We start from the raw sequence: 12742 nt of genomic DNA, 5'->3' as shown, positions 1-12742 counted from the left end.
AATATTTTAGAGGGAATACTGATTCCACATCAATATCCCCCTTAATAATTTAGAGCGAATTTCGCTAAAGCACTCGATTATTTAGAGCGCCCATTTGATAATTAAAATATGAGAAACCCCCTCGTTATTTTAAATTACCAATAAATATCGCTCTTTTAGGATATCTCTAATTTTAAGATGATCCTACTACCAACATCTAAAGAATACAGTAAAAATTGAAATATTTCAATAAATATGATCAATAATTGTTGAATAATATCAAAATAAATTATTTTTCAAATTTATTTGCTTTATCAAATGAATCATATAGATTAGTTACATAATTTCCATTAAAGCAAGACATACATAACCCACATGTATGTTCTTTTGAAAAATGAATAGATTTTTTTAATCCTTCTTCACTAATAAACGCAAGGCTATCAGCTTCAATATATTTACATAATTCTTCAACATTCATTTTATTAGAAATTAATTCTTCTATTGTAGATGTATCTACACCATAAAAACATGGAAATTTAATAGCTGGAGAAGCAATTCTAACATGTACTTCTGTTGCACCAGCATCTTTTAAATGTCTTACGATTCTTTTCGAAGTTGTTCCTCGTACAATTGAATCATCAATCATAACTACTTTTTTTCCACTGACAATTGCCGATACTGCAGACAGCTTCATTCGTACACCTTGTTCTCTCATTTCTTGAGTTGGTTGTATAAATGTTCTACCCACATATTTATTTTTTACCAATCCCATTTCATAAGGAATTCCTGATGCTTCTGAATATCCAATTGCTGCTGAAATCGATGAATCTGGAACACCAATAACAACATCTGCATCGATAGGATTTTCATAATATAATTGCTTACCAGCTAATTTTCTTGTTGTATGAACGTTTATACCATCTAAATTACTATCAGGTCTTGAAAAATAAATATACTCCATAGCACATATTTTATCTTGTAATGGATCTTTTGTATAAATCTTACTTAATAATTTTCCATCTTTTACCCTAACAATTTCACCTGGTTCAACATCTCTTACAAATTTTGCTCCAACGACATCTAATGCGCATGTTTCTGATGCAAACACATAAGCACCATTTGGTAAAATTCCAATTGATAAAGGTCGTAAGCCATATTTGTCCCTTGCAGCATAAATTCTATTATCAACCATGATTAAAAATGCAAATGCACCATCTAATTTATCTAAAGAAGTACATATTCTATCAATCATATGTCCACTTTGTCTTTTAATAAGATGCCCTAATACTTCAGTATCAGAAGTTGAAGAGAAAATGCTTCCTTGTTCTTCTAATTCTTGTTTTAGAATATTTGCATTAACTAAGTTTCCATTGTGACATATACTCATAGATCCTTGCATAGTTCTAAATACAAATGGTTGAACATTAGCAATTCCACCTCCACCAGCAGTAGAATATCTAACATGTCCAATAGCTGAATTACCTTGTAACTCTTTTAATTTATCTTGGTTAAATACTTCTGTAACAAGTCCTTCGCCTTTATGAAAAATCATTTTACCATTGTTTTCACAACAGATACCAGCAGCTTCTTGACCTCTATGTTGTAAGCTATGTAATCCATAATAACATATTTGTGATGCATCTTGATGACCAATTATCCCAAAAACACCACATTCTTCGTGTAATTCTCTATCCATATAATCCATATAATACCCCCGTGACGTAAATATTGTATAATGCAAATTTATTATCGTCAATATTTTTTATATATTAAAAAATTAGAGTTTCCTCTAATTTTTAAAACTATGAATTGGGGCTGGTATTCTTCCACCACGATTTATAAATTCTGAACAATCAAATTCATTAACAGGCATAATAGGAGCATAACCTAATAATCCTCCAAATTCAACCGTTTCACCTACATCTTTTCCAGTTACTGGAATGATTCTTACAGCTGTTGTTTTTTGATTGATCATACCAATAGCCATTTCATCAGCAATAATACCAGAAATAGTAGCTGATGATGTTTTACCAGGAATAGCAATCATATCTAATCCAACACTACATACACATGTCATTGCTTCTAATTTTTCAAGTGTTAATGCTCCATTTTCTACAGCATTAATCATTCCTTGATCTTCACTTACAGGAATAAATGCACCACTTAATCCCCCAACATAAGATGATGCCATTACGCCTCCTTTTTTTACTTGATCATTAAGTATTGCTAATGCTGCAGTAGTTCCAGGTGCTCCTACACTCTTTAATCCCATACCTTCTAAGCAATCTGCAATACTATCACCAACAGCTGGTGTAGGTGCAAGAGATAAGTCAATAATTCCAAATGGGATATTTAACATTTTTGAAGCTTCTTGAGCAACAAGTTGACCCACACGAGTAATTTTAAAAGCAGTTTTTTTGATTGTTTCGCATAATTTACCAAAATCTTCACCTTTACATTTTTCTATTGCGTTTTTCACAACTCCTGGACCACTTACACCAACATTAATAATACAATCAGCTTCACTTACACCATGAAATGCTCCAGCCATAAATGGGTTATCATCAGGTGCATTACATAAAACAACAAGTTTAGCACATCCAATTGAGTCATTTTCTTTTGTTAAATCAGCAGTTTCTTTAATAATTTCACCCATTAATTTAACAGCATCCATATTAATTCCAGTTTTAGTAGAACCAACATTTACTGAACTACAAACATTGCTTGTTACTTTCATTGCTTCTGGAATAGATTCAATTAAAAGTCTTTCAGCAGGTGTCATTCCTTTAGAAACAATAGCGCTATATCCCCCAATAAAATTAACTTTAAGTTCGGCAGCACATCGATCTAAAGTCTTAGCAATTTTAACAAAATCCTTTGTTGATTTACATGCATTAGAACCTACAAAACCAATAGGTGTAACAGAAATACGTTTATTAACAATTGGAATACCATATTTCTTTTCAATTTCTTCACCCGTTTTAACTAAATCTTTTGCTACAGTTGTTATTTTGTTATATATATTTTTGCATAAAACATCAATATCATGATCCATACAATCTAATAAACTGATCCCTATAGTAATTGTACGTACATCTAAATTTTCTTGTTCAATCATTTTATTTGTTTCTGCAACTTCAAATAAATTAATCATTCTAATCTCCTTTAAATTCGATGCATTTTATTAAAAATATTTTCATGTTGTAACTTGATATTAACACCTATTTCATTTCCTAATTCATTAAGTTCATCACAAATAGCACCAAAATCTTTTGTTGCATTTTGTAATTCAATAATCATCATCATATTGAAATATCCTTGAATAATAGTTTGAGAAATATCTAAAATATTAAGTTTGTTATCAGCTAAATATGTACAAACTTTAGCAATAATTCCAACTTGATCTTTCCCAACAACAGTAATAATACCCTTTTCCATAATTATCCTCCTTATACTTTTGGAATATTATAGCATATGAAAAAAAATTAAAAAAGACTAAAATAAAAAACGACTGTTTAACAGTCGTCTCTAGTGAATTATTCACCCATCATAGCTTTAGCTTTTTTATAAACAGCTTCACCATTCATCATTCCATAATCTTTCATATCGATTACGTCACATGGTTTGCTTACACCAGCAGCTTCCATAGCTTTTTCAATAGTATTTTTTTGGAATCTAACTTGTGGGCCAAGTAAAATACAATCTACATCACCAACACGTTTTTCTCCTTCAGAAATTGGTAAAGCGAAGATTTCAACTTCATCACCCATTGCTGCAGCAGCTTTTTCCATTTTAGTTACTAATAAACTAGTAGACATACCAGCAGCACAAACTAACATAATTTTTTTCATAATAATAAATACCTTCCTTAACTAATTTTTTAAAGGGTTAACCCCAATTTTTACTATTTTATGTGATTAATCACCAATTAATTTTTTAGCCATTTCAAAAACAGCTTTACCATTCATTGTTCCATAATCTCTCATATCAATTACTTCAACAGGAATTGGTCCTTTTTTACGTCCAGCAGCTAATTTTTCAATAGCAGATTTTTGGAATCTAACTTGTGGGCCAAGTAAGATAACATCAACGTCTTCTAAAACTCTTGGTGCATCAGAAAATGGTAATGCGAAAATTTTTGCATCATATCCAGCATCTTTAGCAGCACCTTCCATTTTAGTTACTAATAAACTAGTAGACATACCAGCTGAACAAACTAATAAAATTTGTTTCATTTTTAACACTCCTTCTCATTTATAACCTGTATATATTTTATCAATTATCCCTTTAAATGTAAACCCTTTCCGCTCTTTTTTTTCTATTTCAGAAAATAGATTTGAAATAGATTTTTTATTAAAATTAGACTATAATAATTTATATTGATATAATGGAGGTTTTTTATGAAGATACTTTTGGTAAGCGATAGCCATGGCTATGATGATGAATTAAAAAAAGTTTTAGAAAATGTAAAATGCGATCTAAAAATACATTGTGGAGATAGTTGTTTTGATAAAAATTCTCCATTTATAAAAGAATTTGCTGCTATTGTAGATGGAAATCATGATCAAGGTTTTTTCCCTTTAACTGCAACATTACCAACAGCATTAGGCAATATATTAATTACACATGGCCATAAATTTAATGTTTATGCAGGATATGATTATTTAGTTGAGTACATGAATAAAGCGGATATTCATATTTGTTTTCATGGACATACACATGTCCCACATTATGAAATATATAAGAATAAAATATTTATTAATCCTGGTAGTATTATGTTTAATAGAGGGCAATCTCAATGTGGAAGTTATGCTATTGTATCTGTTGATGATAAACTTCATGTTGATTTTTTTGACTCAAGAACACAAAAAAAAATACCCCAATCTTTAATTGATAAAGATCAAGATATTTTGAATGAATTTAAACGTTTTGCTTGTCAAAAATAATATTATTTCAAATGACGTTCTTCATTTCTTTTTCTTTTATATTCAATAATAAACATGATTTCTTTTAAATCATCATCAGGAAGTTCAGTAAGTAAACGAGCGATATTGGCAATATTATAATAGTCATATTTTTTCCCGCTCATAATTTCTTCTACACTTCTACCATATAAATTTGAAAACACTTTTAACTCGCTAACAGTAATGTCTCTTTTACCATTTTCTATATCGGAAATTGCAGAATGAGGAACATTTAAATGCGCAGCAACATCTTTTTGTGTTAAATGTTTAAAATTACGATATGAACGTAATCTTTTTGCTAATTCAGTATCAATCGCCATACAATAATCCTCCCATATAAAAATTTTAGCATTTTCATTAAAGACATTCAATTATATTTTTTTTAATTATTATTTTTAAAAAAAACATTTAATAAAAATTATTTTTATTTTGTAAAATATCCTTGAAAAATATCATAATTATTCTTATTTTTAGATAATAAATGTTTTGTAATATTAAGATAATCATTAACAATTGTTTGAATTTCTTGAGATGTTTCATCTAAAAAATTCAATAAAATATAATCCACATTTAGATCATTGATTTTATCAAAGTAAAAACGATGTGTATGTAAAACATAATTATTACAGTATTGATCTGTTACTATTTTAAAATTCATTTCTTTTCTATCTTTTAAACAATATTGATGTTGTTTGCACAAATGACAGCCTTTTTGTTTTCTAGAAAAATAATGATTTGAAATAATACAATGTTTTAAATTCATATTAATAATTTGTGAGTAAGCTGTAAAATAAATGTCCTGATTTGTTTTAAAAGATTGTATATCATTTTTCGATGCTTCATAAGAAACAACAAATGGTAAATTGAATTCTTGAATTGCTTTATTATTTGTAATATTCATATGATATCCTAAGACTATATTTTTATCATTAACAAGATTCAATGCACCAAAATCATTCACTTGAATTGATTGACACTTTTGATAATAAACACTATTTAAAAATTCAATAAAATCTTGTTCATCATATAAAAATGGCACATAAGGTATATATTTATCGCATTGCACTTGATATTGGTAAAAAGGTACAAATACTTGCTCAACACCATACAAATCAAGCTGTTCAAGTTGAGAAATATCAGATACTTGAATTGCTATTTTCTTATGATCTTCTCTTTTTTTAGAAAGGCAATTAAATTGTTCTAAATCATTCATCTTTCTAAAAGACATATCTAACATTTCTTTTTCAAGTTTATCAATAGCCACTCTTCTTAAATTATTTAATTCTTTAATGGAAATAATTCCATCATTTGGAAAACGTATTGAACATTTTTCTAAATAAAAAATTGTATTTCCTAATTTAGATAATTGTTCTTTTATTCTTTCATTTGTTAAAGGTACGTTTTGTGCTTTTTCAATGTATTGATCGCTTTTAACACTAATTTTTTTATTTTTATAAATCACTGTTAATTGTAATGGTAAACCAATTAACCCAAAAACTTTCATTTGAATTGGTAATTTAATATGTTCATTTTTTATATATTTACTATTTTCTTCAACAATTTTTGCATCAACAACCTTATAAATATCTTGAAAATCCAATAACTTATCCATTTCAATAGAAACAAGATCACCTTGATATGCAGTATTAACTAATCGATTATTTTTATATAATTTAGTAATTGTACGTGTAAAATCATTTTTAGGAAAATAAATACGATCATTTTGATAAAGGGTATCTGATAACTTAATATCCAGCATTTTTCTTTTTTTAGAATAATTAATCATTTTACCAATTTTGATGCCTTGGTTTCCAGGTATATCTTGTGCTAGATTAAGATAATCTTGAAATAGAAATCCCTGTGTAAATCCCCTATTAAATACTTTTTTCATCTGTAAAATATCAGGCGTGTAATTTTTTTGATCAAAATAATAATCTATAGCTTGACGATATGCTTTTACGACTTCACCAACATATTCAGGTCTTTTCATACGTCCTTCTATTTTAAATGATTTAATACCCGCATCAATAAGTTTAGGTACTTTTTCAATTGTACATAGATCCATTGGTGATAATAAGTATTTTTGTTTTTTGATTATTTTATTATCTTCTAATAAAGAATACGGCAATCTACACGGTTGACCACATTCGCCTTTATTTCCACTTCTTTTAGCAATCATTGATGACATTAAACATTGACCAGAATATGACATGCATAATGCACCATGAACAAACACTTCAATATCAATTGAACAATTATGACATATTTCTTCAATTTCACGAATGTTCATTTCTCTTGCAAGTACAACACGATCTATATTTTGTTTAGCAAAATATTTGACTCCTTCAATATTTCTAACACTTGCTTGTGTTGACATATGTATCTCTATATCAGGAAAATGATTTTTAATAAGAGAAAAAAGCCCCATATCTTGAATAATAAGAGCATCTACACCAATATGGTAAAGATATTTTAAATAATCAAAAATTTCATCGATTTCTGCATTATTATAAAGAGTATTTACAGTAACATATAATTTAACATTTCTTAAATGACAATAATCTACAGCCTCTTTTAATGCAGCATAATCAAAATTATGAGCAAACGCTCGTGCCCCAAATTTTTGGCCACCTAAATAAATAGCATTAGCGCCATTTTGAACAGCAGCGACTAATGCTTCAAAACTCCCTGCAGGAGCTAATAATTCTATATCTTCTCTTTTTTTCATAAAAAACCTCCTTAGGCTTTTACTAATTCAACACATAATTTAGCCGAATTTTCACTAGCAATTTTTAAATATTCATCAAATTGCATAGAAGATTCACCATGACCATAAACATCCGATAAAGATCTTGTTATAATAAAAGGAACTCCAAATTTATAACAAGTATGTCCTATTGCAGAAGCTTCCATTTCTGAACATAATGCATTTGGAAAATCTTTTTTTATTTTAGAAACTTGTCCTTCTTGAGCAATAAATTGATCTCCAGAAACAATTAATCCAACATTTTCATGAATATTCATTTTATGAAGAATATCTTTTGCTTTATTAACCAAATTTTCATCTGCAGGAATGAATACAGGAAGTTCTGGTAATTCACCCATAGGACGCCCAAAAGCTGTTAAATCAACATCATGATATGCTACATGACTAGAAATTACAACATCACCAACATTTTGATAATCCTTTAAACCACCAGCAGAACCAATATTAATAACATAGTCAATGTCATAATTTGTAAGTAATAATGTTACACAAATAGCAGAATTTACTTTTCCTATTCCACCTTGTAAGATAACGACTTGTTTATTATCTATTTTTCCTTCGTAAAAAACACAATCTAAAATTTTATTTTCATGAATATCTTCTGTTTTATCTAACAAAGCCTTTACTTCTTCTTCCATTGCTCCAATAATACCTATCATAAAATCACCCCTTTTGACATACAAATATAACTCTTTCACATTCAGTATCATATTTAGAAAAATCACTATATAACTTAATGTTTTTAAAACCAATTTTTTCTAATAATTCAATATAGGTTTCAACATCATACGTTTTTTGATAATGTTCTTCATAAACTCGATCATTTTCTACTTTATCAATAATTTCTACACTATGTTTTACATATCCTTTACTGATACGATCAACATGCCAATGAAAATAAAAATCATCTTCATCATTTTCTTCATCATAATCTTTTAAAATTGTTTCCATTTTATACATAGAATCAATATCAAAAATAAATGATCCACCTTTTTTTAAAGCATTATACGTATTTTCAAATACTTGTTTTACATTTTTTAAATCAATAACATAATTTAAAGAATCACATAAACAAAGAATAAGATCTAATTGACTATCAACTGCAAAATCACACATATCAATACGTGATAACATCACATCCACTTTAAAATCAATACATTTGTATTTAGCAACCTCTAACATATCTTTTGAAATATCTGTAGCACAAACTTGTTTTCCTAAATGAGCCAAACGTATTGCAATTTCTCCTGTACCACATCCAAGCTCTAATACAGTTTGATAATCTTTTACATGCTCATTAATAAATTGAATATAATCATTATAAAAATTTTGATCCATTAAACTATCATAATAATAGGCAAATGCTTCGTACGACATTATAAAATATCCTCTATTTGGACAAATGGCTTATCAGACCATAGTTTTTCAATTCCATAATTTTTTCTTTCTTCTGGATCAAATAAATGAACAACAATATCACCGTAATCCATTAAAATCCATTTACAATTTTTTCTACCTTCAATATTTTTTACATAGTATCTTTCTTTATCACAAGCATCTTCAATATGATCTTTTAATGCAAGAAGTAATCTTTCGTTACTTGCACTTGCAATTACAAAATAATCACAAATAGGACTGTCAATTGACATATCAATAACAACAATATCCTCTGCTAATTTTTCATCTAATACTTTTACAATTGTTTTTAATTTATCCATTTAAATCTCCTTTACAATATACTTGATAAACATCAAAAAAACATTCATCAATAGGTCTATTTTTCTTCTTCGAAAATTTATAAAAATTCTTTAGTTCTCCTTTAAAACCTTCTATGATATCTTCCTTACATAATGCAATTTGTTTTGAAGAATCATATCCTCTTAAAGGGTCAAGTTTATCTGCACAATATACGCACATATCTAACAAGGACATGTTTGTTGAAGCTGTTGTGTGATGACGAATTGCTTGTAATATTTCAGCATCTTCAATCATAAAATCTTTTTGTGCTAAATATGTTGATAACCATTGATGATAAATTGCTCTTGGTTTATCAACATATTTACTAAAATATTTTTCCATCAAATCATCTTCTTGTTTTTTATCCATTTCTTTGGCAATATCATGCAACATTCCTGCAATATATGCTTTTTTACCATCAATTCCATTTGCAACAGCAAATTCTCTAGCAAGTTTTGCAACAGAACATGTATGCTTAAATCTTTTTTCGCTCATATATCCTGAAACAAAATTTTCTAAATATAAGCCATTTTGAAATGCATATGTATAAACATTTCGATCAACGATTTCTTTATTTCCCGCTTTAAATTGAGTGCTTGATTCAGCCGTTGAATCAGCTTGAATAAATTCAAAATGATAATCATTTAAAACATCATTTTTTTGATATCCTTTTCGATTAAAAGCTACTAATTGAACAAGTTCACTAATTTCTTTAGCAGATTTCCATTTATCAAATTGGCTTGCCTGATCCATTCCCATCATAAAATAGAGCTGATCATTTTTATATATTTTTTTTAATTCTTTAATTGTATCTATCGTATAATTTTTTTCATTATCTTGTCGATCAATTTCTAATGTACAAACTTCACATTTTGAATTATCTTTAAGAGCAATTTGAATCATTTCTATACGTTGTTGATTATTTGCAACACTGTCTTCTTTCCAAGGATTGTGTTTGGTAGGTACAATTAACATCTTATCAAGTTGAAGAGATATAATTGCTTCATTAATGATTCTTGTATGACCTAAATGAATAGGATCAAAAGAGCCTCCAAAAATTCCTATTTTCATGGTAAACGATAAATTTCCTTTTCGCTTTCACGGTATAAAATGATTGTACGCCCTAATATTTGAACAACTTCAGCATCAGTTTTTAAAGATAATTCTTGTGCGATTTCATTTTTATCTTGTTGACAACTTTCTAAAATTTTTACTTTAATAAGTTCTCTTGATTCTAAAGCTTCATCAATTCCAATAATTTGATTTTCATGTAAACCATCTTTTCCAATTTGAAAAATAGCGTTTAAATGATGCGCTTCATGTCTTAAAAATCTTTTTTGTTTTCCAGTTAACATAATATATCCTCCTTTAAATTAACGCTTCTCTTATAAAGACTCCAACTTGTTCGGGAGCTTTCACTTCTATTAATGCATTTGGACAATGAATTGTCACAAATCCTAATCCTGAAATAACAACATCGACTTTATTTTCAGGTAATCTAAATTGATATGTTTTAAATGATTGAATATCTTTTAATTCTTCAACTTCAGGTTTTAATGTTTTATGTCGATTATAAAGAGCATCCGCATTTTCTAATTTTGTACGGTGAATTTGCAATCTTCTATGAAAATAACATGTCATTGATGTTTTTGAACCATTTAAAAAATCTAAACGTGCTAATCCACCAAAATATAAAGTTTGTTTACAATTCAACTGATAATTAACAGGTCGTAATTCACTTTGTGGTAAAATATCTTTTAATGTATTTTCATCAATAAGATGTGCTATTTGATGTCTATTGACAATACCTGGACTATCATAAATGGACGAATTTTCATCTAATGGAATTTCAATAAGATCCAATGTTGTACCAGGAAACTCACTAGTTGTAATTAAATTATCTTGAACATCACTATAGGCTTTCAATAAAGAATTGATTAAAGATGATTTACCAACATTAGTAACTCCTACAACATAAACATCTCTACCTTTTCTATATTGATCAATCATTTGCATTAATTCATCTAAATGATAATTCTTTTTTCCACTTGTAAGTAACACATCTAACGGTTTAATTCCCTCTAATTTAAGTTGCCTTCTCAACCAATGAATAATTTTCGTATCTTTGATTGAACGAGGTAAAATATCCCTCTTATTACCAACAACAATGACATCATTATAATTAATATGACGAACCAATCCTTGAATTAAACTTCCATTGAAATCAAATAAATCAACAAGATAAACAACTAAACAATCCTTTTCTCCAATTTTATTCAAAATTTCAAGAAAATCATCATCTGATAAATTTGTTGCTTGTAATTGATGATAGTTTTTTAAACGAAAACATCTTTTACATAATACTTGACTTCGATCTAGTGCATTTTTAGGAACAAAACCAATCTTTTTTTCATCTTCACTTTGAATAATAGCTCCACAGCCGTAACATCTTAACTCTTCCATAAATTACCTCTCTTTATCACATAACAATTGTACTCTATTATACTTGATTTTTAAAGAAATGTTAAGCAAAAGAAATATTAATTTTATTTATCATTTTTTGTCAAAAATAGCATTAATTATAATGAGGTGATCAACATATTTTCTTTATTACTTTCATTATTGAATAATGCTTACTTTATATCTTATATCAAGTCTAAAACTTTTGATTTACCACTCACTTTCAAAGAAGAACAATTTTACTTACAAAAAAAATGTAATGGCGATAAAGCCGCCAGAGATCTACTTATTGAAAAGAATCTTAGGCTTGTTGCCCATATTGCCAAAAAATATAATAACAATAGAGATTTGCAAGAAGATCTCATTTCAATTGGCACTATTGGACTTATTAAAGCCATCGATAGTTACAGTATTGATAAAAAAACCAAATTAGCAACTTATGCTTCAAAATGTATAGAAAATGAAATTCTAATGCATTTAAGATCAGCAAAAAAAATAAATCAAGAAGTTTCTTTAAATGAAGTAATTGGAGTTGATAAAGATGGCAGTGAAGTTGTTTTAGAAGATTTAATTGATAATAAGGAAAAACCTATTTTAGATCAAATATATGATGCTGATAATCTTCAAAAGCTTATTCAATGTTTTGATGTATTAACTTCAAAAGAAAAAGATATTTTAATAAAACGCTATGGTCTAAATTCATCTAAAAAAATGACCCAAAAAGAAATTGCTAAAGAGTATCACATTTCACGTTCTTATATTTCTCGAATAGAAAAAAGAGCATTAATTAAATTATTAAAATGTTATTTACAAGAAAAAGAAGGATAATCAATCA

General features: G+C 27.9%; 15 protein-coding genes. 2 read left to right on the top strand and 13 right to left on the bottom strand.

From position 1 onward, the window contains the following. Positions 1–268 precede the first annotated feature (268 nt). From purF to LJD34_RS10750, 5 genes are all read right to left on the bottom strand, one after another. On the bottom strand, positions 269–1684 hold the full coding sequence (gene purF / locus LJD34_RS10770) for an amidophosphoribosyltransferase (RefSeq protein ID WP_032090053.1): 1416 nt from the start codon (positions 1682–1684) through the stop codon (positions 269–271). 84 nt (positions 1685–1768) lie between these two features. After that, positions 1769–3133 carry a PFL family protein gene (locus LJD34_RS10765; RefSeq protein ID WP_032090052.1) on the bottom strand — a complete coding sequence of 455 codons (1365 nt, stop codon included), beginning with the start codon at positions 3131–3133 and terminating at the stop codon, positions 1769–1771. Positions 3134–3144: 11 nt separating this feature from the next. Next, a complete protein-coding gene (locus tag LJD34_RS10760; RefSeq protein ID WP_022000844.1) occupies positions 3145–3417 on the bottom strand; it encodes an ACT domain-containing protein in 273 nt (90 codons plus the stop codon). A gap of 98 nt (positions 3418–3515) precedes the next feature. Next, entirely contained in the window at positions 3516–3830 is a 315-nt protein-coding gene (locus LJD34_RS10755) for a PTS sugar transporter subunit IIB (protein ID WP_022000845.1), read from the bottom strand. 66 nt (positions 3831–3896) lie between these two features. Then, a complete protein-coding gene (locus LJD34_RS10750) occupies positions 3897–4214 on the bottom strand; it encodes a PTS sugar transporter subunit IIB (RefSeq protein ID WP_022000846.1) in 318 nt (105 codons plus the stop codon). Between the two features lie 165 nt (positions 4215–4379). Between LJD34_RS10750 and LJD34_RS10745 the strand changes: the two genes are divergently transcribed. Further along, on the top strand, positions 4380–4925 hold the full coding sequence (locus LJD34_RS10745) for a metallophosphoesterase family protein (RefSeq protein WP_147580263.1): 546 nt from the start codon (positions 4380–4382) through the stop codon (positions 4923–4925). Positions 4926–4927: 2 nt separating this feature from the next. Here LJD34_RS10745 and LJD34_RS10740 read toward each other — a convergent pair whose 3' ends face one another. From LJD34_RS10740 to yqeH, 8 genes are all read right to left on the bottom strand, one after another. Beyond that, complete coding sequence (locus LJD34_RS10740) at positions 4928–5263, bottom strand: helix-turn-helix domain-containing protein (protein ID WP_022001265.1); 336 nt, start codon at positions 5261–5263, stop codon at positions 4928–4930. A gap of 104 nt (positions 5264–5367) precedes the next feature. Further along, positions 5368–7671 carry a peptidase U32 family protein gene (locus LJD34_RS10735; RefSeq protein WP_227359864.1) on the bottom strand — a complete coding sequence of 768 codons (2304 nt, stop codon included), beginning with the start codon at positions 7669–7671 and terminating at the stop codon, positions 5368–5370. An 11-nt stretch (positions 7672–7682) separates the two neighbouring features. Continuing rightward, complete coding sequence (locus tag LJD34_RS10730; RefSeq protein ID WP_119363370.1) at positions 7683–8369, bottom strand: 5'-methylthioadenosine/adenosylhomocysteine nucleosidase; 687 nt, start codon at positions 8367–8369, stop codon at positions 7683–7685. Positions 8370–8373: 4 nt separating this feature from the next. After that, complete coding sequence (locus LJD34_RS10725; protein ID WP_119363369.1) at positions 8374–9087, bottom strand: class I SAM-dependent DNA methyltransferase; 714 nt, start codon at positions 9085–9087, stop codon at positions 8374–8376. Next, positions 9087–9428 carry a ribosome silencing factor gene (rsfS, locus tag LJD34_RS10720; protein ID WP_227359863.1) on the bottom strand — a complete coding sequence of 114 codons (342 nt, stop codon included), beginning with the start codon at positions 9426–9428 and terminating at the stop codon, positions 9087–9089. Before rsfS ends, LJD34_RS10725 begins: the two co-directional genes overlap by 1 nt. After that, positions 9421–10518, bottom strand: coding sequence for a nicotinate-nucleotide adenylyltransferase (locus tag LJD34_RS10715; RefSeq protein ID WP_117346907.1), 1098 nt, complete (start codon positions 10516–10518; stop codon positions 9421–9423). Before LJD34_RS10715 ends, rsfS begins: the two co-directional genes overlap by 8 nt. Next, entirely contained in the window at positions 10515–10802 is a 288-nt protein-coding gene (yhbY, locus tag LJD34_RS10710; protein WP_022001271.1) for a ribosome assembly RNA-binding protein YhbY, read from the bottom strand. Before yhbY ends, LJD34_RS10715 begins: the two co-directional genes overlap by 4 nt. Before the next feature lie 13 nt (positions 10803–10815). After that, complete coding sequence (yqeH, locus tag LJD34_RS10705; protein ID WP_032090046.1) at positions 10816–11910, bottom strand: ribosome biogenesis GTPase YqeH; 1095 nt, start codon at positions 11908–11910, stop codon at positions 10816–10818. 135 nt (positions 11911–12045) lie between these two features. Between yqeH and sigK the strand changes: the two genes are divergently transcribed. After that, on the top strand, positions 12046–12735 hold the full coding sequence (gene sigK, locus LJD34_RS10700; RefSeq protein ID WP_107029510.1) for an RNA polymerase sporulation sigma factor SigK: 690 nt from the start codon (positions 12046–12048) through the stop codon (positions 12733–12735). The last annotated feature ends 7 nt before the right edge of the window (positions 12736–12742 follow it).

The sequence above is a fragment of the Faecalibacillus sp. MSK20_93 genome (assembly GCF_020589945.1).
GTDB lineage: Bacteria > Bacillota_I > Bacilli_A > Erysipelotrichales > Coprobacillaceae > Faecalibacillus > Faecalibacillus intestinalis.
The sequence above is the reverse complement of the archived record's forward strand: the minus strand, read 5'-3'. Positions and strand labels throughout refer to the sequence as shown.

Excerpts from the sequence above, each read along its gene's own strand:
- purF (WP_032090053.1), bottom strand. The coding sequence starts at position 1,684 with ATGGATTATATGGATAGAGAATTACACGAAGAATGTGGTGTTTTTGGG.
- LJD34_RS10765 (WP_032090052.1), bottom strand. The coding sequence starts at position 3,133 with ATGATTAATTTATTTGAAGTTGCAGAAACAAATAAAATGATTGAACAA.
- LJD34_RS10760 (WP_022000844.1), bottom strand. The coding sequence starts at position 3,417 with ATGGAAAAGGGTATTATTACTGTTGTTGGGAAAGATCAAGTTGGAATT.
- LJD34_RS10755 (WP_022000845.1), bottom strand. The coding sequence starts at position 3,830 with ATGAAAAAAATTATGTTAGTTTGTGCTGCTGGTATGTCTACTAGTTTA.
- LJD34_RS10750 (WP_022000846.1), bottom strand. The coding sequence starts at position 4,214 with ATGAAACAAATTTTATTAGTTTGTTCAGCTGGTATGTCTACTAGTTTA.
- LJD34_RS10745 (WP_147580263.1), top strand. The coding sequence starts at position 4,380 with ATGAAGATACTTTTGGTAAGCGATAGCCATGGCTATGATGATGAATTA.
- LJD34_RS10740 (WP_022001265.1), bottom strand. The coding sequence starts at position 5,263 with ATGGCGATTGATACTGAATTAGCAAAAAGATTACGTTCATATCGTAAT.
- LJD34_RS10735 (WP_227359864.1), bottom strand. The coding sequence starts at position 7,671 with ATGAAAAAAAGAGAAGATATAGAATTATTAGCTCCTGCAGGGAGTTTT.
- LJD34_RS10730 (WP_119363370.1), bottom strand. The coding sequence starts at position 8,369 with ATGATAGGTATTATTGGAGCAATGGAAGAAGAAGTAAAGGCTTTGTTA.
- LJD34_RS10725 (WP_119363369.1), bottom strand. The coding sequence starts at position 9,087 with ATGTCGTACGAAGCATTTGCCTATTATTATGATAGTTTAATGGATCAA.
- rsfS (WP_227359863.1), bottom strand. The coding sequence starts at position 9,428 with ATGGATAAATTAAAAACAATTGTAAAAGTATTAGATGAAAAATTAGCA.
- LJD34_RS10715 (WP_117346907.1), bottom strand. The coding sequence starts at position 10,518 with ATGAAAATAGGAATTTTTGGAGGCTCTTTTGATCCTATTCATTTAGGT.
- yhbY (WP_022001271.1), bottom strand. The coding sequence starts at position 10,802 with ATGTTAACTGGAAAACAAAAAAGATTTTTAAGACATGAAGCGCATCAT.
- yqeH (WP_032090046.1), bottom strand. The coding sequence starts at position 11,910 with ATGGAAGAGTTAAGATGTTACGGCTGTGGAGCTATTATTCAAAGTGAA.